Origin of the sequence: Serratia sp. JSRIV006, from assembly GCF_019968685.1 — a bacterium.
Taxonomy (GTDB): Bacteria; Pseudomonadota; Gammaproteobacteria; order Enterobacterales; family Enterobacteriaceae; genus Chania; species Chania fonticola_B.
Map to the genome: position 1 here is coordinate 2,602,183 of NZ_CP074137.1, position 23,921 is coordinate 2,626,103.

The following is a 23,921-nucleotide window of genomic DNA, read 5'->3' on the forward strand; positions in this document are numbered from 1 at the left end:
ATTAAAGGCGGAAAACGAGTTCAACCGGCGCGTCCAAATCGCATTAACAAAGAAATTCGCGCGCAAGAAGTTCGCCTAACCGGCGTCGATGGCGAGCAGATTGGTATTGTCAGTCTGAATGAAGCTCTTGAAAAAGCTGAGGAAGCGGGTGTTGATTTAGTAGAGATCAGCCCAAATGCCGAACCGCCAGTTTGCCGGATCATGGATTACGGCAAATTCCTCTACGAGAAGAGCAAGTCGACCAAAGAACAGAAGAAGAAGCAAAAAGTTATCCAGGTTAAGGAAATCAAATTCCGTCCTGGCACCGATGATGGCGACTATCAGGTCAAACTACGCAACCTGATTCGCTTTCTGGAAGACGGCGATAAAGCCAAGATCACCCTGCGTTTCCGTGGGCGTGAAATGGCGCACCAGCAGATCGGTATGGAAGTGCTTAACCGCGTCCGTAAAGACCTGTGTGAAGATATTGATCTGGCAGTGGTCGAATCCTTCCCAACAAGGATCGAAGGCCGTCAGATGATTATGGTGCTCGCACCCAAGAAGAAACAGTAAGGCTTCCAAGTAATCGAACCCACGCCGTGCAAGCGTGCGTGGGTTTTATTCGCCTCACTGATTCGTTGTTTAACAATGCGAAGTGGATTTAATTAACATGCCAAAGATTAAAACTGTACGTGGTGCAGCCAAGCGCTTCAAAAAGACCGGCAGCGGTGGTTTTAAGCGCAAACATGCTAACCTGCGTCATATTCTGACCAAAAAAGCAACCAAGCGTAAACGTCATCTGCGTCCGAAAGGCATGGTGTCTAAAAACGATCTGGTCCTGGTTACTGCGTGCCTGCCGTACGCATAAGCCATATTTTTTGAATCTAGAATAAGACTTTAGGAGAGAGCATATGGCTCGCGTAAAACGTGGTGTAATTGCACGCGCACGTCACAAGAAAATACTGAAACAAGCGAAAGGTTACTACGGTGCCCGTTCGCGCGTTTATCGTGTTGCCTTCCAGGCAGTAATCAAAGCAGGTCAGTATGCTTACCGTGACCGTCGTCAACGTAAGCGTCAGTTCCGTCAGCTGTGGATTGCACGTATCAACGCAGCTGCTCGTCAGAACGGCTTGTCTTACAGCAAATTCATTAACGGCTTGAAAAAAGCTTCTATTGAAATTGACCGTAAGATCCTGGCTGACATCGCAGTATTCGACAAAGTGGCCTTTGGCGCACTGGTTGAAAAAGCGAAAGCAGCACTGGCGTAAGCTGGTTGAAAAGAGGGAGCTTGCTCCCTCTTTTACTGTTTGTTCCCAATACGGATATTGACTTTTATCGGCTGGCGCTATCACACTGGTTGCCAATCCATCGACAAGGTACTACCAACATGCACGCTGTTATTTTCCGCTTCTTTTTTTACTTTAGCGCCTGACTTCAGGAGGCTTTGCGCGTAAGAAAAGAAACGGAAAGTAGCGCCCAAGCCTCCCAAGTGGAGGCTTTTTTGTTTTTGGCCACCTTCAGCGCCTTTCAGGCCCACGGCACTTGCCTGGCTACGGCTTGAAATTCTTTGAAGATCAACCAAAGGCGTGTTGGAATAATAGATAACAATTACTTAGGGCCACAAGGCCAGAGGAAGAGGAAAGCAATGTCACATCTCGCAGAGCTGGTTGCCAACGCCAAGGCAGCCGTAGAAGATGCCCAAGATGTTGCCGCGTTGGATTTGGTACGCGTCGAATATTTTGGCAAGAAAGGTCATTTTACCTTACAGATGCAGTCCCTGCGTGAAGTGCCAGCGGAAGATCGCCCGGCAGCCGGGGCGGTGATCAACCAGGCAAAACAGGAAGTTCAGGATGCGCTGAACGCGCGTAAGAACGCATTGGAGTCTGCGGTGCTGAACGCTCGCCTGGCGGCGGAGACCATCGACGTCTCGCTGCCAGGGCGTCGCCTGGAGAACGGTGGCCTGCACCCGGTTACTCGCACCATCGATCGTATCGAAACCTTCTTTGGCGAACTGGGCTTCTCGGTAGAGACCGGCCCGGAAATCGAAGACGATTATCATAACTTCGACGCGCTGAATATCCCAGGGCATCACCCAGCCCGTGCCGATCACGATACCTTCTGGTTTGACGCGACGCGCCTGCTGCGTACCCAAACCTCTGGCGTGCAGATCCGCACCATGAAGAACCAGCAGCCACCGATCCGTATCATCGCGCCGGGCCGTGTGTATCGTAACGACTACGATCAGACGCATACCCCGATGTTCCACCAGATGGAAGGGCTGATCGTCGACAAGGACATCAGCTTCACCAACCTGAAAGGGACGCTGCACGATTTCCTGAACAACTTCTTTGAAGAAGACCTGCAGGTTCGTTTCCGTCCTTCCTATTTCCCGTTCACCGAACCTTCTGCCGAAGTGGATGTCATGGGCAAAAACGGCAAGTGGCTGGAAGTGTTGGGTTGCGGCATGGTGCACCCGAACGTACTGCGCAACGTGGGCATCGATCCGGAAATCTATTCCGGTTTTGCCTTCGGTATGGGTATGGAGCGTCTGACGATGCTGCGTTACGGCGTCACCGACCTGCGTGCGTTCTTCGAAAACGATCTGCGTTTCCTCAAACAGTTTAAGTAAGGCGGGAATATCACATGAAATTCAGTGAACTCTGGTTGCGCGAGTGGGTAAACCCGGCCATCAGCAGCGAAGCATTATCCGATCAAATCACCATGGCCGGCCTGGAAGTAGACGGCGTTGAGCCGGTGGCTGGCGTGTTCAACGGCGTGGTCGTGGGCCATGTGGTGGAGTGCGGTCAACACCCGAACGCCGACAAACTGCGCGTAACCAAAGTCGACGTGGGCGGTGAGCGCCTGTTAGACATCGTTTGTGGTGCGCCAAACTGCCGTGCTGGCCTGAAAGTAGCCGTTGCTACCGTCGGTGCCGTGTTGCCTGGTGACTTTAAAATCAAGGCTGCCAAGCTGCGTGGCGAGCCTTCTGAAGGCATGCTGTGTTCGTTCTCCGAACTGGCGATTTCAGACGATCATGACGGCATCATTGAGCTGCCGGCAGATGCGCCGATCGGCACCGATATCCGTGACTATCTGCAACTGAACGATAGCGCGATCGAAATCAGCGTCACGCCGAACCGTGCCGATTGCCTGGGCATCATTGGCGTCGCGCGCGACGTTGCCGTGCTGAACCAACTGCCGCTGAGCGAGCCGGATATGAGCCCGGTAGCTGCCACTATCACCGATACTCTGCCAATCCGTGTAGAAGCCCCTCAGGCGTGCCCACGTTACCTTGGCCGCGTAGTGAAAGGCATCAACGTGAAGGCACCTTCACCGCTGTGGATGCGCGAGAAGCTGCGCCGCGCCGGTATTCGCTCGATTGATGCCGTGGTTGATGTGACCAACTACGTGCTGATGGAGCTGGGCCAGCCAATGCACGCCTTTGACCTCAATCGCATTGAGGGCGGTATCGTGGTGCGTATGGCTCGCGAAGGTGAAACCCTGCGTCTGCTGGATGGCAACGAAGCCAAACTGCAGGCAGACACCCTGGTGATTGCCGATCAGCAAAAAGCGCTGGCCATGGGCGGTATCTTTGGCGGTGAACACTCTGGCGTGAATGATGAAACCCAGGATGTGCTGCTGGAGTGTGCTTTCTTCAGCCCACTGTCGATTACTGGCCGTGCTCGCCGTCATGGCCTGCATACCGATGCTTCACATCGTTACGAGCGTGGCGTAGACCCGGCACTGCAACATAAAGCGATGGAGCGTGCCACACGCCTGTTGATCGACATTTGCGGTGGGCAGGCTGGCCCAATCATTGATGTTAGCGATGAGAGCACCTTACCGAAGCGTGCCACCATTGCGCTGCGCCGTGAAAAGCTGGACCGTCTAATTGGCCACGTGGTGCCAAGCGAGCAGGTGAGCGATATTCTGCGTCGTCTGGGTTGCCAGGTTACCGAGCAGGGCGACAACTGGCTCGCGGTGGCGCCAAGCTGGCGTTTCGATATGGAGATCGAAGAAGATTTGGTGGAAGAGGTGGCCCGTGTCTATGGCTACAACAACATCCCGGATGTGCCAGTGCGCGCCGATCTGGTGATGACTAAACACCGCGAATCCGATCTGACCCTCAAGCGTGTAAAGACCATGTTGGTCGATCATGGCTATCAGGAAGCAATTACTTACAGTTTTGTCGACCCGAAAGTGCAAGCGTTGCTGCACCCAGGTGAAGAAGCCCTGATCCTGCCAAGCCCTATCTCGGTAGAGATGTCTGCAATGCGTCTGTCACTGTGGACTGGCCTGCTTTCGGCGGTGGTATACAACCAGAATCGCCAGCAAACTCGGGTGCGCCTGTTTGAGAGCGGGCTGCGCTTTGTGCCTGATACTACGGCAAATCTGGGTATTCGTCAGGATGTCATGCTGGCTGGCGTGATTGCCGGGCATACCCATGATGAGCATTGGGATCTGGCAAGAAAGCCGGTGGACTTCTATGATTTGAAAGGGGATCTGGAATCGGTATTGGAGCTGACCGGTAAATTATCCGAAATTCAGTTCAAGGCAGAGTCCAATCCCGCCCTGCATCCTGGGCAAAGTGCGGCCATTTATTTACACGGCGAACGTGTCGGTTTCATCGGTGTGGTTCACCCAGAACTTGAACGTAAACTGGATCTTAACGGCCGTACTGTGGTATTTGAATTGGAGTGGAACAAGCTCGCAAGCCGCGCCGTGCCTCAGGCCCGAGAGGTTTCTCGCTTCCCTGCAAACCGCCGCGATATCGCCGTTGTAGTGGCTGAAAACGTCGCCGCAGAAGATATTTTGGCAGAGTGTAAGAAAGTTGGCGCAAATCAGGTAGTTGGCGTAAACTTGTTTGATGTGTACCGTGGCAAGGGCGTAGCTGAGGGTTATAAGAGCCTGGCTATCAGTCTGGTGTTGCAGGATACCGCCCGTACACTGGAAGAAGAGGAGATTGCCGCTACCGTTGCAAAATGTGTAGAGGCTCTAAAACAGCGATTCCAAGCATCCTTGAGGGATTGAACCTATGGCGCTTACTAAAGCTGAAATGTCAGAACACCTGTTTGAGAAGCTAGGGCTTAGCAAACGGGATGCCAAAGATCTGGTTGAACTGTTCTTTGAAGAGGTCCGTCGAGCTCTGGAGAACGGAGAACAGGTCAAGCTGTCTGGTTTTGGCAATTTTGATTTGCGAGACAAGAACCAACGTCCGGGACGCAACCCGAAAACCGGTGAGGACATTCCGATTACGGCGCGCCGCGTGGTCACTTTCCGTCCGGGACAGAAACTGAAAAGCCGGGTGGAGAACGCCAGCCCGAAAGAGTAGGTTACACAACGCCAAAAAGGCCGCGCAAGCGGCCTTTTTCTTTGGGCGGTTTACCAACCTCAATTGGTCAGCGCTGCATGCTGTTGCCATCTATTCCCATCATCACCTCGATGATCGGTATTGCCAGCCGCTGCTTTCCCCACCATTCGTTCACTCAGTTCTTCCCCTAAACGCCCGAACCTCCTACTATTTGCTGCAAGACGTTATTTTCAGGCCGCTATCGGCCAGTAGGGAAGTTGTGTAGTTATGCCGAGCAGTCAGACCTTCACTTTGTTACAACAGCATCAACACCGCCGTGATAAACGCTATTTGGCCTGGCTGACGCTGGGCGTCGTACTGGCATTTTCCTTCAGCCTGAGCGCCGGGGATCTGTGGATCTGGCCTGCGCAGTGGTTGGGGGAGCCTGCACAGCTGTTTGTCTGGCAATTGCGCCTGCCACGAGCGCTGGCGGTGATGCTGGTGGGGGCAAGCCTGGCGGTGGCCGGGGCGGCGATGCAGGCTCTGTTTGAGAACCCGTTGGCGGAGCCTGGACTGCTTGGCGTATCCAACGGTGCCGGAGTGGCGCTGGTGCTGACGGTGCTGTTTGGCAACGGCCTGCTGCCGGTGGCGCTGATGAGCATGAACGCCATCGCAGGTGCCCTGGTGATGACCTTCCTGTTGCTGATTTTTGCCCGCCGTCGCCGCTTGAGCAACGCACGTTTGCTGCTGGTGGGGGTAGCGCTGGGGATTGTGTGCAGCGCGATTATGACCTGGGCCGTGTATTTCAGTTCGAGCCTCGACCTGCGGCAACTGATGTACTGGATGATGGGCGGTTTCGGCGGGGTGGATTGGCGGCAGAAATGGCTGTTGTTAGCCCTGTTGCCGGCGCTGCTGTGGCTATGTGCGCAAGGCAAGGTGCTGAACTTGATGGCGCTTGGCGAAATGCAGGCGCGGCAGTTGGGTCTTTCCCTGCACGTATGGCGTAATCTGCTGGTGCTGGCCATCGGCTGGCTGGTGGGCACCAGTGTGGCCTTGGCGGGTGTGATTGGCTTTATCGGCCTGGTGATCCCGCATATTTTGCGCCTCAGCGGTTTGACCAACCAACGTTATCTGTTACCTGGCTGCGCGCTGGCGGGCGCGGGCGTGCTGTTAGTGGCTGACGTGGTGGCGCGGATTGCGCTGTTTTCGGCAGAATTACCCATCGGCGTGGTTACTGCAACGCTGGGAGCGCCTCTTTTTATCTGGTTACTGGCCCGGACAAAAAGCGTAAGGTAAACCGGCTGCCGGTAATGACCGGCGGCGTTTTTCTGTCTCACCTGCAAATAAAACCAAAGGAAAACATCTGATGAGCAACCCCATTTATGCCATTCCCCTGCAAACCATTGAGAACCAATCTACCACGCTGAACGCCTATGCCGGCAAAGTACTGCTGGTGGTCAACGTAGCGTCGGAATGCGGCCTGACCAAGCAATATGAAGGTCTGGAAAAGCTTTATGAAACCTGGCGTGAGCAGGGTTTTGCGGTGTTGGGCTTCCCTTCCAATGAGTTTCTTGGTCAGGAACCGGGCAGTAATGAGGAGATCCTGGCGTTCTGCCGTGGCACCTTTGGCGTCCAGTTCCCGATGTTTGCCAAAATTGAAGTCAATGGTGAGGGCCGTCATCCGCTGTATCGGGAACTGATTGCCGCACAGCCACAGGCCGTCGCACCAGAAGGCAGTGGTTTCCTGGAGCGGATGAGCAGCAAAGGCCGTGCGCCGAAGCAGACCGGCGATATCCTGTGGAACTTTGAGAAATTCTTGATTGGCCGCGACGGTCAGGTGATCCAACGCTTCTCGCCGGATATGACGCCAGAAGATCCACAGGTGTCCGAGGCCATCAAACAGGCTTTGGCCAAGTAAAGGAGCGATCAGAACCATGCTGCAGCTCAGTGAGGTAGGGGTAGAAGGGCGATTGATGCCGTTTTCTGGGCAGATCGCCGCTGGGTTGCAGGTGCACCTGATCGGCCCAAACGGCGCGGGTAAGAGCACGCTGTTGGCCAGATTGGCGGGTATGCTGCCAGGGCTTGGCGAAGTTTGGCTGTCTGGGCGTTTGCTGGAAGCGTATACGGGGAATGAACTGGCAAAACACCGGGCTTATCTGTGCCAGCAGCAGCCTCCGGTTGCGCTGATGCCGGTATTTCAATATCTCGCCTTACATCAGCCCGCCGGGGCGGACGAAGGTGACCTGGAAAAAGCCATCCTGTATTTGGCACGTAGCCTAAAGCTGGCGGATAAATTATCCCGCATGTTGACTCAACTCTCTGGGGGGGAATGGCAACGTGTGCGGCTGGCCGCAGTATTGTTACAGGTTTGGCCAACGGTTAACCCGCTAAGCCAATTACTGCTGCTGGATGAACCGACCAACAGCCTGGATGTGGCGCAAAAGGTGGCGCTCGATCGCCTGTTGCGCGAATTTTGCCAAAGTGGCCGCAGCGCCCTGGTTTGCGCTCACGATCTCAATCATACCTTGCAACAGGCCGATCGGGTCTGGTTGCTGCAAGCCGGAAGGTTGGTCGCCGAGGGGGGGACCCACGAGGTCATGGAGCCGGGGTTATTATCCAAGGTTTATGACGTGGATTTTCATCTGCAGGCGGTAGGAGAGCAGCGCTGGATTATGACCAAAACGGCCTAGCGATGTTTAGCTGCTATTTTAATCGGTTAATTAGAAGTTAAACGGAAAGTAAACGTGCTCGATATAATTCCCCTGCATGGGGACAAATTCTCTGGTTAAGCTCACAAAATAAGATGGAAAATCCACGATTACCTGCTACGCTGATCGGGTTGAAAAAAATAAGTAAAAAAATATAACTGCATAACTCAATGATTATAAAACTAATTATAAGTTCCTTGATGAAGAAGTTTTACAGAAGGTTTCCTGATAATAATTTCTCCCTTAAGGTTTAGTTAAGCTTGCCCAAGTACATTGGCAGTTAATCCACCAGTGATCATTCTTTGCGACGTTTACTATTCGTTAAATGTAAAAGTCTTACAGTAGTTTAAAGAAAATCGAGACGTTTGGGGTTTAATTATGGATCAATTCCTGCCTTTTTCACGCCCGGCCATTGGGGATGAAGAAATTGCGGCGGTAGAAAAGGTGTTGCGTTCTGGCTGGATCACCACCGGGCCGCAAAATCAGCAGTTGGAAAGCGAGTTTTGCCGAACTTTCGGCTGCAAGCATGCGGTTGCCGTCTGCTCCGCAACGGCGGGAATGCACATCACTCTGATGGCTCTGGATATCGGGCCAGGGGATGAAGTCATTACCCCTTCACAAACCTGGGTTTCCACCCTCAACATGATCGAATTGCTTGGCGCTACGCCGGTGATGATCGATGTTGACCGGGACACTTTGATGGTCAGTGCAGCCGATGTTGAGGCGGCCATCACCCCACGTACCAAAGCGATTATTCCCGTTCACTATGCGGGCGCACCATTACCGATGGATGAACTGCGCGCAGTGGCTGAACGCCACAACCTCCCCCTGATTGAAGATGCGGCTCACGCCGTAGGCACCCGTTTCGATGGTGAATGGGTGGGCGCGCGGGGTACTGCCATTTTCTCTTTCCACGCCATCAAAAACCTGACCTGTGCTGAAGGCGGCCTGATCGCGACCGATGACGATGAACTGGCCGATCGCGTCCGCTGCCTGAAGTTCCACGGCCTGGGCGTTGACGCTTTTGACCGCCAACTGCAGGGGCGTAAGCCGCAGGCAGAAGTGGTTGAACCTGGCTACAAATACAACCTGTCAGATATTCATGCGGCGATTGCTGTGGTGCAGCTGGCGCGTTTGCCAGAGTTGAACGCCCGGCGCAAGGTGCTGGCGGAACGTTACCTGGCCGCGCTGCAAGATTCGCCTTTCCAGCCGTTGGGGTTACCAGATTATCCGCACGATCACGCCTGGCACCTGTTTATGGTGCGTGTTGATGAACAACGTTGCGGCATTGGGCGCGATCAACTGATGGAACGGCTGAAAGAAGTTGGGGTCGGCACCGGTCTGCATTTCCGCGCCGCCCATACGCAAAAATTCTACCGCGAACGTTACCCACAGCTGTCACTGCCCAATACCGAATGGAACTCGGCACGCCTGTGCACTTTACCGCTGTTCCCAGATATGACCGAAGCCGATGTCGATCGCGTGGTCAATGCCTTGTCTTCCGTATTGGAGTCTTCCCGTGTCTCGCGCTGAACCTATTAGCAAAGTTTCGGTGGTGATCCCGGTGTACAACGAGCAGGAGAGTTTACCTGCCTTGTTGGAGCGCACCACCGCCGCCTGTAAACAACTATTGCAACCTTATGAAATTATTCTGATTGATGATGGCAGCAGCGACAACTCTGCCGCCATGCTGACCGCTGCGGCGGAACAGCCTGATAGTTGCATTATTGCCGTGCTGCTGAACCGTAACTACGGCCAGCATTCCGCCATCATGGCGGGCTTCAATCAGGTCAGTGGCGATCTGGTGATCACCCTGGATGCCGATTTGCAAAACCCGCCGGAGGAAATTCCCCGTCTGGTCAGCGTCGCGGAAGAGGGTTATGACGTGGTGGGGACCGTGCGTGCCAACCGTCAGGACTCCTGGTTCCGCAAGACGGCTTCCCGCATGATCAATATGATGATCCAGCGCGCGACCGGTAAATCCATGGGCGACTATGGATGCATGCTGCGTGCCTATCGCCGCCATATCATTGAGGCGATGCTGCACTGCCATGAGCGCAGTACTTTTATTCCGATCCTGGCCAACACCTTTGCTCGCCGTACCACGGAGATCGAGGTGCGTCACGCTGAGCGCGAGTTCGGTGACTCCAAATATAGCCTGATGAAGCTGATCAACCTGATGTATGACCTGATCACCTGCCTGACTACCACGCCGTTGCGTCTGCTCAGCGTGGTAGGTAGCGTGATTGCGCTGTCAGGCTTCGTGCTGGCGGTGTTGCTGATCGTGCTGCGCTTGGTCCTGGGGCCGGAATGGGCGGCAGGCGGAGTGTTCACGCTGTTTGCGGTGTTATTCACCTTTATCGGTGCACAGTTTGTCGGTATGGGATTGTTAGGGGAGTACATCGGCCGGATTTATAACGACGTCCGCGCTCGTCCCCGCTATTTTGTCCAGAAAGTGGTCGGTGCCAAACCAACCCAAAATAATCAGGAAGAAGAATGATGAAAGCTATTGTATTTGCTTACCATGATATCGGCTGCGCAGGTTTGAAAGCGCTGACAGAAGCGGGCTATGACGTACAGGCCGTATTTACCCATACCGATGATCCAGGTGAAAACAACTTCTTCTCTTCCGTTGCTCGCCAGGGTGCTGAACTGGAGCTGCCGGTGTATGCGCCGGAAGATGTCAATCATCCGCTGTGGGTTGAGCGTATCCGTGAACTACAGCCGGATATCATTTTCTCTTTCTACTACCGCAATATGTTGAGCGATGAGATCCTTTCTCTGGCTCCTAAAGGCGGTTTTAACCTGCATGGTTCACTGTTGCCACGCTACCGTGGTCGCGCGCCGATCAACTGGGCGCTGGTGAACGGCGAAACCGAGACCGGTGCTACGCTGCACAAGATGGTCAAACGTCCGGATGCCGGTGATATCGTAGGTCAGCATAAAGTGGCGATTTCCGAGCAGGACACCGCGCTGACGCTGCACAAAAAAGTGTTGGAAGCGGCGCAGATTGTCTTGAAAGAGCAGTTGCCGAAACTGAAAAACGGTACGGCCAGCCTGACGGTGCAAAACGAAGCGGAGGCCAGCTATTTTGGCCGCCGTACCGCTGCCGACGGTGAGATCCAATGGCACAAGTCTGCTCATGAAATCAACAACCTGGTACGTGCTGTCACCGAACCTTATCCGGGCGCATTCAGCTATCTGGGCCAGCGCAAAGTGATCGTTTGGCGCGCACGCGTGCTGGACACCGCGCATGATAAGCAGCCTGGCACGGTGCTGAGCACCACCCCATTGGTGATTGCCTGTGGTGAAGGCGCGCTGGAAATCGTGGCTGGCCAGAGCGAATCTGGTTTGTATGTACAAGGCAGCCGTCTGGCAGCGGAAATGGGCATGGTGAGCGACGTACGTCTGGCTGCCAAGCCAAACTCTGTGATGAAGCGCCGTACCCGCGTGCTGATCCTGGGCGTGAACGGTTTTATCGGCAACCATCTCACTGAACGCCTGTTGCGCGAAGATCGTTATGATATCTATGGCTTGGATATCGGTTCTGATGCCATCAGCCGTTTCCTGGATAACCCACGCTTCCACTTTGTGGAAGGGGATATCAGCATTCATTCCGAGTGGATCGAATATCACATCAAGAAGTGCGACGTGGTTCTGCCGCTGGTGGCGATAGCCACACCGATCGAATACACCCGTAATCCGCTGCGCGTGTTCGAGTTGGATTTCGAAGAAAACCTGAAAATCGTTCGCGACTGTGTGAAATACAACAAACGCATCATCTTCCCGTCCACTTCAGAAGTTTATGGCATGTGCGACGATAAAGAGTTTGATGAGGACACCTCGCGTCTGATCGTCGGGCCAATCAATAAACAGCGCTGGATCTATTCGGTTTCCAAACAGCTGTTGGATCGGGTGATCTGGGCTTATGGGGCCAAAGAAGGCCTGAAGTTCACGCTGTTCCGTCCGTTTAACTGGATGGGGCCACGCCTGGATAACCTGGATGCGGCGCGTATCGGCTCATCGCGCGCGATCACCCAATTGATCCTGAACCTGGTTGAAGGCTCACCGATCAAGCTGGTGGACGGTGGGGCGCAGAAACGCTGCTTTACCGATATCAACGACGGTATTGAAGCGCTGTACCGCATTATTGAAAACCGCGACGGCCAATGCGATGGTCAGATCGTCAACATCGGCAACCCAACCAACGAAGCCAGTATTCGTGAGCTGGCGGAAATGCTGCTGGCCAGCTTCAATGAGCATCCGCTGCGCGGCAATTTCCCGCCGTTTGCCGGTTTCAAGGACGTGGAAAGCAGTAGCTACTACGGCAAAGGGTATCAGGACGTTGAACACCGTACGCCAAGCATCAAGAATGCTCGCCGCCTGCTCGGCTGGCAGCCGACGATCGCTATGCAGCAAACCGTTGCCGAGACGCTGGACTACTTCCTGCGTACCACGGTAAAGGAAGGTGATGGTGCATGAGGAAGGTCGGCCTGCGAGTTGATGTAGACACCTTTAGCGGTACCCGTGAAGGGGTACCGCGCCTGCTGGAACTGTTTGCCAAATACGATATTCAGGCCAGCTTTTTCTTCAGCGTCGGGCCGGACAACATGGGGCGCCACTTGTGGCGCCTGCTTCGCCCCCAATTCCTGTTGAAAATGCTACGTTCCAAGGCCGCTTCCCTGTATGGCTGGGATATCCTGCTGGCGGGAACTGCGTGGCCTGGGCGGAATATTTCCCGATCTTTGGGGCCGTTGATGAAGCGCACGTTGGAAGTGGGCCACGAAGTGGGGTTGCATGCCTGGGATCATCAAGGGTGGCAGGCCAAGGTGGGGCAGTGGTCCAAACCCGAGTTGACACGTCAGGTTCAGTTGGGTGTTGATGCACTGGCCAATGCGATCGGCCAACCGGTCCGATTTTCGGCGGTGGCGGGGTGGCGTGCCGATCAGCGCATCGTGGAGGTGAAGCAAGGTTTTGGTTTCGAGTACAACAGTGATTGCCGCGGCACCCATCCTTTCCGTCCGCTATTAGAGAACGGCCAGCCGGGCACGGTGCAAATCCCCGTTACGCTCCCCACCTTTGATGAGGTGATTGGCCGTGAAACCAGCATGGCGGATTTCAATGATTATATTCTGCGAGCGATAGAAAACGATCGTGGGGTGCCAGTGTACACCATACATACCGAGGTGGAAGGTATGTCGCAGTCGGCCATGTTCGAACAGCTATTACAGCGTGCAAAACAGCAAGGCATCGAGTTCTGCCCGCTGAGCGCATTGCTGCCCCAAGACGTGTCATCACTGCCGCTAGGCCGCATTATACGCGCACCATTTCCTGGCCGAGAAGGCTGGTTGGGTTATCAAACCGAAGTTGGGGGAGAAAAGGTTTCATGAAAGCGTTGAAAGGATCCTGGGCCATCGTGTTGGCCATTTTTTTTGCCCTGGTGTATCTGCTGCCGGTGAATGGGCGGCTGCTGTGGCAGCCGGATGAAACCCGCTACGCCGAAATCAGCCGTGAAATGCTGGCACGCGGAGATTGGATAGTGCCTAATCTGCTCGGCCTGCGCTATTTTGAAAAGCCGGTCGCCGGTTACTGGTTTAACAACATTAGCCAGTGGTTGTTCGGCGATAGCAACTTTGCCGTGCGCTTTGGCTCGATATTCAGCACTGGCCTGACCGCCTTGCTGGTCTTTGCTCTGGCCTGGCTGATGTGGAAAAATGCGCGTCGTGCCTACCTGGCGGTGCTGATTTTCCTGTCAATGGTGCTGGTTTTCAGTATCGGTACTTATAGCGTGCTCGATCCGATGATCTCGCTGTGGCTGACGGCAGCCATGGTCAGCTATTACCTGACGCTGAAAGCCACCACAGCCAAAGGTAAGCTGGGTGGCTATGTGTTGCTCGGGCTGGCCTGTGGCATGGGTTTTATGACCAAAGGCTTTCTGGCGCTGGCAGTGCCGGTGATTGCCGTTATCCCCATTGTTATTCAGCAGCGTAAGGTCAAAGATCTGTTCTGCTATGGGCCAGTGGCGATCGTGGTGGCGGTACTGCTCAGCCTGCCGTGGGCGCTGGCAGTGGCCCAACGAGAGCCGGATTATTGGAACTACTTCTTCTGGGTGGAGCATATTCAGCGCTTTGCCGAAGAGAATGCCCAGCATAAGGCACCTTTCTGGTATTACATCCCGATCCTGATCGCTGCGGTACTGCCGTGGTTGGGGTTGTTGCCAGGTTCCCTGCTTAAGGGATGGCGTGAGCGTGTGCAGCGCCCGGAGCTGTTTTTCCTGTTGAGCTGGGTGGTGATGCCGCTGATCTTCTTCAGCATCGCCAAAGGCAAGCTGCCGACCTATATTCTGCCTTGCATGGCGCCGTTGGCACTGCTGATGGCGGCTTACGCCGAGGATTGCGCGGGGCAGTTACGTACTCGCGTCTTTAAGGTGAATGCCCTACTGAATGGCCTGTTTGGTCTGATTGGCATTATCGCGTTGTTGCTCATCGGCTCCGGTGTGTTACATAAAGTGCATCTGTTTACCGCCGATGAGTGGCCAAAAATCGTGCTCGGCCTGATTGCCTTTGGTGGTTGGCTGTTGTTTGCCGTGATTTCCGCTCGTGATAACGCAAAACGCTGGACCTGGGCGGCCGCCTGTCCGCTGCTGCTTTGTCTGTTGATCGGCTATGCTATTCCGCAGCAGGTGATCGACTCCAAGCAGCCGCAAAACTTCATTCGTGACAATATCGCCACGCTCAGCCAGAGCCAGTTTGTGTTGGCCGATCGTGTGGGTATCGCCGCTGGCCTGGCTTGGGAACTGAAACGCAGCGATGTGCTGATGTACGGTGAAAAAGGCGAGCTGAGTTATGGCTTGGCGTATCCCGATGCACGTGGCCACTATATCGGCGAAGAGGATTTTGCTGGCTGGTTGGCTCAGGCTCGCAAACAGGGGGATGTGTCACTGGTAATGCAACTCTCCCGTGGTGAGCACGTGCCGACAGATTTGCCACCGCCAGACAGCGTGGTCGAGATGCACCGCATGGCATTGGTATGGTATAAGCAGCAACCATGATGGGGTATTTGTTGGTGATCCTGGTTAGCCTGTTCACCTGTGCGGGGCAGCTGTGTCAGAAACAGGCTGCTCTTACCTGGCAACAGGCTGGCGATCGGCGGCGGGCTTTAACGCTGCGCTGGTTGGCGCTGGCGGTGCTGCTATTGGGGCTGGGCATGCTGGTATGGCTAAATGTGTTGCAGCGCCTGCCGCTCAGCCTGGCCTATCCGATGCTGAGCCTCAATTTTGTCCTGGTGACGCTGGCGGCACGCTGGTTGTTTAACGAGCCGACTACGGTGCGTCACTGGTGCGGCGTGGCGTCGATCATGCTGGGGATCCTGCTGATGAGTCTGCAATCATGAAAGGTTATCTTTGGGGGGCGGGCAGCGTTCTGTTAGTGACGCTGGCCCAGTTGCTGATGAAGTGGGGCATGGGGCAAATCCCGTTGTTGTCGTTTGCCGATGTTACCTGGCCGTTACTCAGCCAGTACGGAATGGCCTTGATAGCGGTGGCCGTTGGCATCTTCGGCTATGCATTATCAATGCTGTGCTGGTTCTTCGCGCTACATTATCTGCCACTGAACCGGGCTTATCCGCTATTGAGCGTCAGCTACGCGCTGGTTTACCTGGCGGCGGTGATCCTGCCCTGGTTTAATGAATCGGCCACTTTGCTCAAAACGCTGGGGACGCTGTTTATTCTGTTCGGCGTCTGGTTGATTAACAGCCATCGGGCGGCAAAAAATCGTTAATAGCGGAAAAAACGCTGTTGATTCGAATATCTCATGGACAAAACTTGCCTTTTTATTATCTTGAGCGATAAATTAATGCCAAACAGCATTCTCCTTACCTGGGGTGGCGTGGTGAAATATCGCAGGCGGTTGATCCGCTTCGGTGTTCAAGTGAAAGGTAAAATGCGATGCGTGTGTGGTTTCTATTAGCCAGTTTAATTCTCGCCGGTTGCAGCAGCCATGCGCCACCGCCGAGTGGCCGTTTGTCCGATTCCATCGTGGTGGTAGCGCAATTGAACGAGCAACTGCGTCAATGGTATGGCACCCCGTATCGCTACGGTGGGCTAGATCGCGGCGGTGTTGACTGTTCCGGCTTTGTCTATCGCACCTTCAGCGATCGTTTTGATATGCAATTACCGCGATCCACGGCGCAGCAAACCGGGCTGGGGACCAAAGTCTCGCGCGACGAGCTGATGCCGGGCGATTTGGTGTTCTTTAAAACCGGCAGCGGAGAGAATGGCCTACATGTGGGGATCTACGATACCAACGACGAGTTTATTCATGCTTCTACCAGCAAAGGCGTGACGCGTTCCTCACTCAACAACGTTTACTGGCGTAAGGTGTACTGGCAGGCGCGCCGGATTTAACGCCCCAAACCCGCTATCTGGTGTATTATGGCAGCACTGCATGATGAGGTGACTGCCATGAATTCCTTACGTTTATTGATTTCCGATTCCTACGATCCCTGGTTTAATCTGGCGGTAGAAGAGTGCATCTTCCGCGAAATGACCACGCAAAAAATCCTCTTCCTGTGGCGTAATGCCGAAACCGTGGTGATCGGCCAGTCGCAGAACCCGTGGAAAGAGTGCAATACCCGGCGGATGGAACAGGATGGCATTCGTCTGGCACGGCGCAGCAGCGGCGGCGGGGCGGTGTTTCACGACCTGGGCAATACCTGCTTTACCTTTATGGCCGGTAAGCCCGGCTATGATAAAACCGTCTCTACCGGCATTATTCTGGCGGCGCTGAAACAGCTGGGTGTTGATGCTTCGGCTTCCGGACGTAACGATTTGGTGGTCGAAACGGCCGACGGAGTGCGCAAGATCTCCGGCTCAGCCTACCGCGAAACTCAGGATCGCGGTTTTCATCACGGTACGCTGCTGTTGAATGCCGATCTCAATCGCCTGGCAGACTATCTCAATCCCGATCCGAAAAAATTGCAGGCGAAAGGCATCACTTCCGTGCGTTCCAGGGTCGCCAACCTGGCCGAGTTTGTGCCAGAAATCGACCATCAGCAGGTTTGTGACGCCGTCATTCAGGCTTTCTTCGCCCATTATGGTGAAACGGCACAGCCGGAAGTGATCTCCCCGGATGTCTTCCCAGACCTGCCTGATTTTGCCCAGCAATTTGCCAAGCAGAGCAGTTGGGAATGGAATTTTGGCAAAGCGCCAGCGTTTAGCCACTTGCTGAATGAGCGCTTTACCTGGGGTGGGGTGGATATCTTCTTTGACGTGGAGAAGGGCGCGATTGTACGCGCGCAGATCTTCACCGACAGCCTTAACCCTGCGCCATTACAGACTTTGGCCGAAAAGCTGGTGGGCTGTGCCTATCGCAGCGAGGCGTTGGCAGACTGTTGTGCACAGCTGGTAGCGCAATATCCGCAGCAGGAGAACGAGCTTAGTGAGTTGCGGCGTTGGCTGTTGGAAACCATCAAGTAGTGCTGTGTGGCAAATAAATTAGGAATTTTATTAATAAAATCAGGTGGTCGCCGCATCACCTGATCGTTGAACATCAAAAATGAATTCACACCTTGCATAAGGCTATTAATTTGTAACGATAGCTGCCGCAAAGTAAATTAACGCATCTGACTGCCTGCACAAAAAAACATCGCTAAAACTATCAATTACTTGGCAATGCCTGGCTAATCGCATTACTATTTCTGAACTATCTCCCAGGGATTGATCGGTATAACTTATTGTTATAGGATGTTTTGCACGCCATTAAGCCTCTGGCATTAAAATGAATATTCAATCTGACGTTGATTTTATTAGTCAGTATGTCTTCCTGCCGATTTACGCCATGACGGGAAGATTACTGGCGGTGGAACTTCTCACCCGTTTTACTGGCTCGGGCGATAACCTGGCGATGCCTACGGAGATCGGCCTGCGGTTATTAACCCCGGAACAAAGGATTGAGTTATTCAACGACCAGTTAATGCTGGCCGAAAAGCAGGCCTCGTGGTTTGTTGCCAACAAGGTGCTGTTGACCATTAATATCGAAGAAACGGTTGTCGATTGGCTGCTTGGCAGCGAAGAGCGTCGTCAACGCGTTCAGCAGTTGCCGTTTATTGCCTTTGAAATCAATGAGAGTTTCCCCAACCTTTCCGCGGGGAAAGACAACGGGAAAATCCGCTTGTTAAGTGCTTACTTTTCGCTGTGGCTCGATGGCTTCGGTTCGGGCAAAGCGACGTTGACCGCCTTGTACGATGGTTTATTTGATGTTGTGAAGATCGACAAACGTTTTTATTGGCAATTGGTTACCCAACAGGGATATGACCTGGTTATCGATTCACTGCTTAAGAATATCAATCAACTTTGTAAGGGAGTTATTGTTTGCGGCATTGAGAAACATGAGTATTTCAATAAACTGACCAACACCGGTGTTTTAGGGCTACAGGGATTTTTATGGCCTGCCATCAGTGTGGATAATCTGCGGTCTCTACGCAGGATTGCTGAAGAGTTCGATAATAATAACTGATTTTTGCTTACACACCGGGGTAAATAGTGGACTGGATGATTTTTACCGTGATCCCAGTACTGATAATTATTGTCGCTTTATCATTGATAAAGCACTTTAGCCATGCGCGTAGTAGGTCATTAAAAGACTCACGTCGCCGGCGCTAAATAACCAAGCTAACAGGGCTCACCACCGCTTTTTAGTCTACCACGCCCCTGCTGCTTTCCGGCCAGGGGCGATTCCCTTGTAAATCCTCCGTGTTAATCCGCTCCTCCAGGCTCTACACTAAGCGTTACGGAGGGCCTATGCCGCAATTTGAAAACGCTTATTACCAACAGCTGCCTGGTTTTTATACCGCACTGCAGCCGACGCCGCTCAAAGCGGCCCGTTTGCTGTATTACAGCCAGCCGCTGGCTGAGGAACTGGGGTTGGACGCTAGCTGGTTTACTCCAGAGAAAACGCCAATCTGGGCAGGTGAAACCCTGTTACCCGGCATGCAGCCTTTGGCGCAGGTTTACAGCGGCCATCAGTTTGGTTCCTGGGCGGGGCAGTTGGGAGATGGCCGGGGGATCCTGCTGGGTGAACAGCGGCTCGCGGACGGCCGCAGTATGGACTGGCATCTGAAAGGCGCTGGGTTAACGCCGTATTCCCGCATGGGCGATGGGCGGGCGGTGCTGCGCTCGGTGATCCGTGAATTCCTGGCCTCCGAGGCGCTATACCATTTAGGGATCCCGACGACGCGGGCCCTGACAATTGTCACCAGCGAGCATCCGGTGTTCCGTGAACAACCGGAGCGCGGGGCAATGCTGCTGCGAGTGGCGGAAAGCCATGTCCGCTTTGGTCATTTCGAACATTTCTATTACCGCAAACAGTCGGAACAGGTCAGGCAACTGGCGGACTTCGTTATTGCGCGCCATTGGTCGCAATGGGTTGATGAACAAGATCGCTATCTGCTGTGGTTTACCGATGTGGTGGAACGTACCGCACGTATGATTGCTCACTGGCAGTGCGTGGGGTTTGCCCACGGGGTGATGAATACCGACAATATGTCGATCCTCGGCCTGACGATGGATTATGGGCCTTATGGATTCCTTGATGACTACCAGCCAGACTATATCTGCAATCACTCCGATCATCAGGGCCGTTATGCGTTCGATAACCAGCCAGCCGTGGGGCTATGGAATCTACATCGATTGGCGCAAACGCTGTCCGGTTTGCTGAGTGCCGAGCAGTTACAGCAGGCGCTAGCCGCCTATGAACCGGCGCTGATGCAGGCTTATGGCGAGCAAATGCGTGCCAAACTGGGCTTCTTCACCCCGTCAAAACAGGATAACGATCTGCTGACTGGCTTATTGAGTCTGATGGCACAAGAAGGGCGTGACTATACTCGCACCTTCCGTCTGTTGAGCGATGTTGAGCAGCAACAGTCGCAAACGCCAATGCGCGATGAATTTATCGATCGAGAGGCGTTTGACGGCTGGTATCAACAATATCGCCAGCGCTTACAGCTTGAACAGGTGAGTGATGCCGAGCGCCAGCAAGCGATGAAGCTGGCGAATCCTAAACTGATCTTGCGTAATTATCTGGCGCAGCAGGCCATCGAAGCGGCAGAGCAGGACGATGTCACTAAGCTGGCACGTTTGCACCAGGCGTTGCTGCAACCTTTTGCCGATGATGCCCAGTATGACGATCTGGCGGCCTTGCCACCGGATTGGGGCAAGCATCTGGAAATTTCCTGTTCGAGCTAAATGCAGCAAGCCCTCCATGGCTTACCGTTACTGACGTAAAAACACCTGCGGCAGTGCGGTCTCTGGGTGGGCGGCGACACTGAGATCTGCCTGATACCAACGCGTCAGGATATCCGTCTGTAATACCTGCTGCGGGGTACCGGAAGCGACCAGGCGGCCCTGATGCAACAGCAGAATGCGATCGGCGTACAGCGCGGCCAGATTAAGATCGTGCAATACGCAACAGACCGCCAACGGCTGCTGACGCGTCAGGGAGCGGAGCAGGCGTAAGGTATGTTGTTGATGATACAGATCGAGCGCCGAGGTGGGTTCGTCAAGGAATAACCAGGATGGTGCAGGTTGTGGCTGCCACAACTGCACCAATACTCTGGCCAGTTGCACCCGCTGCTGTTCCCCGCCGGAAAGCTGGCGGTAATCACGGTGGGCCAGGCTGGTGCAATCGGTCTGCTCCATCACCTGTTGGATCGCCCGTTTGGCATCGCGCCCGCTATGCGGAGAGCGTCCCATGGCCACCACTTCTTCTACGGTAAACGGAAAGGCCAGCTCGCTGTGTTGACGCATTACCGCCCGGACCTTGGCCAACTGCTGCGGTTGCCACTGCTCAAGCGGTTTACCTTGCAGACGGCACTCGCCACATTCAGCGGCCAGATAACCGGTAAGTAAGCGAAGCAGGGTCGACTTCCCCGCGCCGTTGGGGCCAATAATCGCCACCATCTCACCGCTGGCGATGCTTAGGGAGACATCGGTGATCAGCCGGCGATCCCCCAGGTTGTAACGCAACTGCCGTGCTATCAGCATTGATGAATCATCCATCGGAGCGCTCCCGCTGGCGCATCACCAGCCACAGAAAATAGGGACCACCGATCAGGCTGGTCATCAGGCCTACCGGCATTTCTGCCGGGGCGACCAGCGTACGTGCCAGGGTATCGCTCACCAGCAGCAGGCAGGCACCGCCGAGTGCAGAGGCTGGTAACAACCAGCGGTGATCGCCCCCAAGCCGAATGCGCACCAGGTGGGGGACCACCAGGCCAATAAAGCCGATCACGCCACTCATCGCTACGGCGGCCCCAATCAGCAGGGCGCTGAGTAATAGCAACTGCAGCTTGGCGCGTTGCACATTGACCCCAAGGTAATGTGCCTCTTCATCGCCCAGCTGTAGCAGATTCAAACGACGAGCCTGTAACAGCGTCAGCAATGCGGCAGGCAGGATCAGCGAAGCGGATACCACCAGGGTGGGCCACTGTGACTGGCTAAGGCTGCCCATCATCCACAGCGAAAATTGACGTAATTGCTGGTCGCTACTGAGGTACGACAGCACACCAATCGCTGCCATGCACAGCGCATTGATGGCGATACCGGCCAGCAACAGCCGCGACAGGCTGCCGTGTCCGCTGCGGCTGATGCCATAAATCAGTATTGAAACCAGCAGGCTGCCAAGAAACGCCGCCAGCATATGGCTATACAGAGCGATGAGCGGGGGCAGGGCCAGCGGCATGACGATCACCAGGGCGACTAACAGTGCGCCGCCGCTGCTGATCCCCAACAGGCTGGGATCGGCCAAGGGGTTGCGGAACAATCCCTGCATCACCGCCCCGGAAACCGCCAACGCGCAGCCGATCACTACGGCCAATAGCACGCGTGGCAGGCGAATATTCAGCCAGATATGCCAGGAGGCATCGCTGAAAGGAGCCTGCCACAGGGTTCGAAATGACAGTGTCAACGCCCCAAGGTTAGCGGCCCCAAGCGCCAGGATCGTCAGCAGGATCAGCAGGCTGACGATCGCCAGGCGGGGTGAGGTTCGGCAACGCATTACTTTTGCTCCGCCGCTTTACGCAACAGGCCCAGCGCCTGCGGCGTTTCCAGACCAAAACCGAGCAGTGCCATATCATCAACGATCAGCACGCGGCGATTTTTCCCCGCCGGTGTCAGAGCCATGCCGGGCAACAGCCACAGGTTTTCCTGGCCACCGATGGAGCGAACGCCATCGGTAGTCACCAACAGCAAGTCTGGTGCGCTGGCAATCACGCCCTCTTGCGAGAGCGGGCGGTATCGGCTGAAACCTTGCATCGCGTTTTTCAACCCAGCGGCTCTGATAATGGCATCTGCCGCGGTTTGCTGGCCCGCGGCCATGGGGGTGATACCTCCGTGACTCATCACGAACAGCACTTTCACCGGTAGCGGCGTATTGGCTATCGCTGCCAACTGTTGCTGATAGCGTTCGGCCAACTGCTTGCCTTGGCTACTGCGATTGATGGCATCGGCTATCACGCTGATTTTTTCGGGCACCGCCTGCACGGTGGTATCCCCAGGGATACGCACCACCTTTACGCCACTGTCTTCCAATTGCCTGAGTACCAACGCTGGCTCTGCCAACTCGGTAGTCAGGATCAGGGTGGGTTTCAGCGCCAGAATACCTTCGGCATTCAGCTGGCGCATATAGCCTACGTCGGGCAATTTCTGCACCGCAGCAGGGTGCAAACTGGTACTGTCTCGTGCCACAACTTCATCGCCCGCGCCCAGCGCGAAGGCAATTTCGGTCACGTCACCACCTATCGAAACAATCCTCTCGGCCGCCACGGCGGCTAATGGAAACGCCAGGGCGATGCACAGCGCCAGGCGACGGGGCAATGAAGCTATCATGCGGCGACTTCCTTCGGTTCAAGTGCAGCAACCTGCTCACGCCACTGGAGCTGCTCCGGTTGGCCTTCGGTACGCTGCCCGTAAAGTTGCGCGATCTGGGTGCCATCGGCAGCAAACAGCTCCAGGCTGGTGACCACGCCATCTTTGGTTGGTTTGCGGGTGATCCAGCTTTCGGCGATCGCCCCTTCAATCAGGTGCAGGGTAAAGTGGCGATTGAAGATGTTGACCCAGCCGTCCTGCGGCATCAGGCGCTCAATCTGGCCGGTAAAGATTTGCACACAGCCCCGGTTGCCGACGAAGATCATGATTTCGTTCTGCGCAGACTTGGCGGCTTCCAGGAGCGCCGTCAGCGCGCTGTTGTCCACACGATAGGCCAGATCGTTACCCACGGCGCGGAAGGCCTGTTGGCGGGTCAGATTATTGCGGCTCAGCAGTTGGAAGAACTGGTGGACGTCGGTCATGGCTCGCCAGTCGGCATCGATTTTGGCGGCATCTGGTGCGCTGTTGCTCTCTTTAATTTCGGCCGCTTGCAGCTCCAGTGTCGGGTTTTCCGCACTTCGATGGCGCTCGACCAGGGCGAACCAGGCGGCGAGATCGGTTTCGTCTGTGGTGTAGACCTTATGCAGCGCGTCGCCTTGATGATCAAAGAACTGAATGCTGTGGCGCACGCCACGCTTGTTGGTTTCACTCAGGGCAAAAACGCTGGCCCAGTGGTTGAGGAACAGGCGCAGATCCAGCTCGCGCGGATTGAGGATCAGCCCGGCATGGCCATTGAGGTGCTGATTCTGATAACGCCCAACCTGCTCGTGTACCGCATAGCTGTTACGCGTGATGGATTTGGTGACGCCAACCTGTTCCAGTTCGGTCAGCAGCGTACGGGCATCGGCCTGCAGGCGACGAGCATCGTGGCCGACGCGGGCGTGGGTCAGTTCGCCTTCGCTGATACCCAACAGCTCGGCCAGATCGCGGGCATATTTACCTGGGTGATCAATTTTCGCCTGTTCATAACGTTGGTATAGGGTCTCGCTCATTAATTTGATTCCTGTGTTAGTGGGTGAGGAGC

The 23,921-nt window shown here is 54.9% G+C and carries 25 protein-coding genes and 1 other annotated feature; of the genes, 21 read left to right on the forward strand and 4 right to left on the reverse strand.

The features are described 5' to 3' along the window. The 21 genes from infC (at nt 1) to KGP16_RS12155 (ending at nt 20,218) form a co-directional block, all read left to right on the forward strand. Nucleotides 1-552, forward strand: coding sequence for a translation initiation factor IF-3 (gene infC / locus KGP16_RS12055; protein WP_071683678.1), 552 nt, complete (start codon nt 1-3; stop codon nt 550-552). 97 nt (nt 553-649) lie between these two features. Continuing rightward, entirely contained in the window at nt 650-847 is a 198-nt protein-coding gene (gene rpmI, locus KGP16_RS12060) for a 50S ribosomal protein L35 (RefSeq protein ID WP_004931418.1), read from the forward strand. A gap of 43 nt (nt 848-890) precedes the next feature. Beyond that, nucleotides 891-1,247: a 50S ribosomal protein L20 gene (rplT, locus tag KGP16_RS12065; RefSeq protein WP_004963673.1), complete on the forward strand. Its 357-nt coding sequence runs from the start codon at nt 891-893 to the stop codon at nt 1,245-1,247. Between the two features lie 113 nt (nt 1,248-1,360). After that, nucleotides 1,361-1,485, forward strand: a sequence feature (Phe leader region). Beyond that, complete coding sequence (gene pheM / locus KGP16_RS12070) at nt 1,367-1,411, forward strand: pheST operon leader peptide PheM (RefSeq protein ID WP_121608962.1); 45 nt, start codon at nt 1,367-1,369, stop codon at nt 1,409-1,411. Its footprint overlaps the feature before it by 45 nt. 139 nt (nt 1,486-1,624) lie before the next feature. Further along, nucleotides 1,625-2,608 (forward strand): phenylalanine--tRNA ligase subunit alpha, encoded by a 984-nt coding sequence (gene pheS, locus KGP16_RS12075; RefSeq protein WP_021804595.1) that lies wholly within the window; start codon nt 1,625-1,627, stop codon nt 2,606-2,608. Between the two features lie 14 nt (nt 2,609-2,622). Continuing rightward, nucleotides 2,623-5,010 (forward strand): phenylalanine--tRNA ligase subunit beta, encoded by a 2,388-nt coding sequence (gene pheT / locus KGP16_RS12080; protein ID WP_094981804.1) that lies wholly within the window; start codon nt 2,623-2,625, stop codon nt 5,008-5,010. A 4-nt stretch (nt 5,011-5,014) separates the two neighbouring features. Then, nucleotides 5,015-5,311 carry an integration host factor subunit alpha gene (gene ihfA, locus KGP16_RS12085; protein WP_004943604.1) on the forward strand — a complete coding sequence of 99 codons (297 nt, stop codon included), beginning with the start codon at nt 5,015-5,017 and terminating at the stop codon, nt 5,309-5,311. A gap of 246 nt (nt 5,312-5,557) precedes the next feature. Further along, on the forward strand, nt 5,558-6,565 hold the full coding sequence (gene btuC, locus KGP16_RS12090; RefSeq protein ID WP_021804592.1) for a vitamin B12 ABC transporter permease BtuC: 1,008 nt from the start codon (nt 5,558-5,560) through the stop codon (nt 6,563-6,565). A 70-nt stretch (nt 6,566-6,635) separates the two neighbouring features. After that, nucleotides 6,636-7,187 (forward strand): glutathione peroxidase, encoded by a 552-nt coding sequence (locus KGP16_RS12095; protein WP_021804591.1) that lies wholly within the window; start codon nt 6,636-6,638, stop codon nt 7,185-7,187. Nucleotides 7,188-7,203: 16 nt separating this feature from the next. Beyond that, nucleotides 7,204-7,959 (forward strand): vitamin B12 ABC transporter ATP-binding protein BtuD, encoded by a 756-nt coding sequence (gene btuD / locus KGP16_RS12100; protein WP_223501382.1) that lies wholly within the window; start codon nt 7,204-7,206, stop codon nt 7,957-7,959. 396 nt (nt 7,960-8,355) lie between these two features. Further along, nucleotides 8,356-9,510 (forward strand): UDP-4-amino-4-deoxy-L-arabinose aminotransferase, encoded by a 1,155-nt coding sequence (arnB, locus tag KGP16_RS12105; protein ID WP_021804589.1) that lies wholly within the window; start codon nt 8,356-8,358, stop codon nt 9,508-9,510. Further along, a complete protein-coding gene (gene arnC / locus KGP16_RS12110) occupies nt 9,497-10,477 on the forward strand; it encodes an undecaprenyl-phosphate 4-deoxy-4-formamido-L-arabinose transferase (RefSeq protein ID WP_021804588.1) in 981 nt (326 codons plus the stop codon). The genes arnB and arnC overlap by 14 nt, the downstream gene beginning before the upstream one ends. Then, complete coding sequence (gene arnA / locus KGP16_RS12115) at nt 10,477-12,459, forward strand: bifunctional UDP-4-amino-4-deoxy-L-arabinose formyltransferase/UDP-glucuronic acid oxidase ArnA (protein ID WP_094981861.1); 1,983 nt, start codon at nt 10,477-10,479, stop codon at nt 12,457-12,459. The genes arnC and arnA overlap by 1 nt, the downstream gene beginning before the upstream one ends. After that, the gene (arnD, locus tag KGP16_RS12120) at nt 12,456-13,367 is read left to right on the forward strand and encodes a 4-deoxy-4-formamido-L-arabinose-phosphoundecaprenol deformylase (RefSeq protein WP_094981802.1); all 912 of its coding nucleotides are present in this window, start codon (nt 12,456-12,458) and stop codon (nt 13,365-13,367) included. The genes arnA and arnD overlap by 4 nt, the downstream gene beginning before the upstream one ends. Continuing rightward, complete coding sequence (gene arnT / locus KGP16_RS12125) at nt 13,364-15,028, forward strand: lipid IV(A) 4-amino-4-deoxy-L-arabinosyltransferase (protein ID WP_021804585.1); 1,665 nt, start codon at nt 13,364-13,366, stop codon at nt 15,026-15,028. Before arnD ends, arnT begins: the two co-directional genes overlap by 4 nt. Then, the gene (gene arnE / locus KGP16_RS12130; protein ID WP_021178136.1) at nt 15,025-15,369 is read left to right on the forward strand and encodes a 4-amino-4-deoxy-L-arabinose-phosphoundecaprenol flippase subunit ArnE; all 345 of its coding nucleotides are present in this window, start codon (nt 15,025-15,027) and stop codon (nt 15,367-15,369) included. Before arnT ends, arnE begins: the two co-directional genes overlap by 4 nt. After that, nucleotides 15,366-15,755: a 4-amino-4-deoxy-L-arabinose-phosphoundecaprenol flippase subunit ArnF gene (gene arnF / locus KGP16_RS12135; protein WP_059200705.1), complete on the forward strand. Its 390-nt coding sequence runs from the start codon at nt 15,366-15,368 to the stop codon at nt 15,753-15,755. Before arnE ends, arnF begins: the two co-directional genes overlap by 4 nt. A 167-nt stretch (nt 15,756-15,922) precedes the next feature. Continuing rightward, entirely contained in the window at nt 15,923-16,381 is a 459-nt protein-coding gene (locus KGP16_RS12140; protein ID WP_021178133.1) for an NlpC/P60 family protein, read from the forward strand. A 57-nt stretch (nt 16,382-16,438) separates the two neighbouring features. After that, a complete protein-coding gene (locus tag KGP16_RS12145) occupies nt 16,439-17,452 on the forward strand; it encodes a lipoate--protein ligase A (RefSeq protein ID WP_059202022.1) in 1,014 nt (337 codons plus the stop codon). Between the two features lie 301 nt (nt 17,453-17,753). After that, nucleotides 17,754-18,491 carry an EAL domain-containing protein gene (locus tag KGP16_RS12150; RefSeq protein ID WP_021804581.1) on the forward strand — a complete coding sequence of 246 codons (738 nt, stop codon included), beginning with the start codon at nt 17,754-17,756 and terminating at the stop codon, nt 18,489-18,491. A gap of 284 nt (nt 18,492-18,775) precedes the next feature. Beyond that, nucleotides 18,776-20,218, forward strand: a complete 1,443-nt coding sequence (locus KGP16_RS12155; protein ID WP_094981801.1) for a protein adenylyltransferase SelO — start codon at nt 18,776-18,778, stop codon at nt 20,216-20,218. Nucleotides 20,219-20,245: 27 nt separating this feature from the next. On the opposite strand, the gene KGP16_RS12160 is transcribed toward KGP16_RS12155, so the two are convergent. The 4 genes from KGP16_RS12160 to KGP16_RS12175 are packed head-to-tail and all read right to left on the reverse strand — an operon-like array spanning nt 20,246 to nt 23,889. After that, nucleotides 20,246-21,031 carry a heme ABC transporter ATP-binding protein gene (locus KGP16_RS12160; protein WP_094981800.1) on the reverse strand — a complete coding sequence of 262 codons (786 nt, stop codon included), beginning with the start codon at nt 21,029-21,031 and terminating at the stop codon, nt 20,246-20,248. After that, nucleotides 21,024-22,028, reverse strand: a complete 1,005-nt coding sequence (locus tag KGP16_RS12165; RefSeq protein WP_094981799.1) for an iron ABC transporter permease — start codon at nt 22,026-22,028, stop codon at nt 21,024-21,026. Before KGP16_RS12165 ends, KGP16_RS12160 begins: the two co-directional genes overlap by 8 nt. Then, entirely contained in the window at nt 22,028-22,858 is an 831-nt protein-coding gene (locus tag KGP16_RS12170; RefSeq protein WP_094981798.1) for a hemin ABC transporter substrate-binding protein, read from the reverse strand. The genes KGP16_RS12165 and KGP16_RS12170 overlap by 1 nt, the downstream gene beginning before the upstream one ends. Then, nucleotides 22,855-23,889: a hemin-degrading factor gene (locus tag KGP16_RS12175; RefSeq protein WP_094981797.1), complete on the reverse strand. Its 1,035-nt coding sequence runs from the start codon at nt 23,887-23,889 to the stop codon at nt 22,855-22,857. The genes KGP16_RS12170 and KGP16_RS12175 overlap by 4 nt, the downstream gene beginning before the upstream one ends. Nucleotides 23,890-23,921: the final 32 nt, after the last annotated feature.

Bases quoted from the DNA above. Each gene is read 5' to 3' on its own strand.
- rplT (WP_004963673.1), top strand. From the start codon at position 891: ATGGCTCGCGTAAAACGTGGTGTAATTGCACGCGCACGTCACAAGAAA.
- KGP16_RS12095 (WP_021804591.1), top strand. From the start codon at position 6,636: ATGAGCAACCCCATTTATGCCATTCCCCTGCAAACCATTGAGAACCAA.
- KGP16_RS12140 (WP_021178133.1), top strand. From the start codon at position 15,923: ATGCGTGTGTGGTTTCTATTAGCCAGTTTAATTCTCGCCGGTTGCAGC.
- arnF (WP_059200705.1), top strand. From the start codon at position 15,366: ATGAAAGGTTATCTTTGGGGGGCGGGCAGCGTTCTGTTAGTGACGCTG.
- btuC (WP_021804592.1), top strand. From the start codon at position 5,558: ATGCCGAGCAGTCAGACCTTCACTTTGTTACAACAGCATCAACACCGC.
- KGP16_RS12155 (WP_094981801.1), top strand. From the start codon at position 18,776: ATGCCGCAATTTGAAAACGCTTATTACCAACAGCTGCCTGGTTTTTAT.
- KGP16_RS12175 (WP_094981797.1), bottom strand. From the start codon at position 23,889: ATGAGCGAGACCCTATACCAACGTTATGAACAGGCGAAAATTGATCAC.
- arnD (WP_094981802.1), top strand. From the start codon at position 12,456: ATGAGGAAGGTCGGCCTGCGAGTTGATGTAGACACCTTTAGCGGTACC.
- pheT (WP_094981804.1), top strand. From the start codon at position 2,623: ATGAAATTCAGTGAACTCTGGTTGCGCGAGTGGGTAAACCCGGCCATC.
- KGP16_RS12165 (WP_094981799.1), bottom strand. From the start codon at position 22,028: ATGCGTTGCCGAACCTCACCCCGCCTGGCGATCGTCAGCCTGCTGATC.
- arnE (WP_021178136.1), top strand. From the start codon at position 15,025: ATGATGGGGTATTTGTTGGTGATCCTGGTTAGCCTGTTCACCTGTGCG.
- btuD (WP_223501382.1), top strand. From the start codon at position 7,204: ATGCTGCAGCTCAGTGAGGTAGGGGTAGAAGGGCGATTGATGCCGTTT.
- KGP16_RS12145 (WP_059202022.1), top strand. From the start codon at position 16,439: ATGAATTCCTTACGTTTATTGATTTCCGATTCCTACGATCCCTGGTTT.
- arnT (WP_021804585.1), top strand. From the start codon at position 13,364: ATGAAAGCGTTGAAAGGATCCTGGGCCATCGTGTTGGCCATTTTTTTT.
- pheS (WP_021804595.1), top strand. From the start codon at position 1,625: ATGTCACATCTCGCAGAGCTGGTTGCCAACGCCAAGGCAGCCGTAGAA.
- KGP16_RS12150 (WP_021804581.1), top strand. From the start codon at position 17,754: ATGAATATTCAATCTGACGTTGATTTTATTAGTCAGTATGTCTTCCTG.
- KGP16_RS12160 (WP_094981800.1), bottom strand. From the start codon at position 21,031: ATGGATGATTCATCAATGCTGATAGCACGGCAGTTGCGTTACAACCTG.
- rpmI (WP_004931418.1), top strand. From the start codon at position 650: ATGCCAAAGATTAAAACTGTACGTGGTGCAGCCAAGCGCTTCAAAAAG.
- ihfA (WP_004943604.1), top strand. From the start codon at position 5,015: ATGGCGCTTACTAAAGCTGAAATGTCAGAACACCTGTTTGAGAAGCTA.
- KGP16_RS12170 (WP_094981798.1), bottom strand. From the start codon at position 22,858: ATGATAGCTTCATTGCCCCGTCGCCTGGCGCTGTGCATCGCCCTGGCG.
- arnB (WP_021804589.1), top strand. From the start codon at position 8,356: ATGGATCAATTCCTGCCTTTTTCACGCCCGGCCATTGGGGATGAAGAA.
- arnA (WP_094981861.1), top strand. From the start codon at position 10,477: ATGAAAGCTATTGTATTTGCTTACCATGATATCGGCTGCGCAGGTTTG.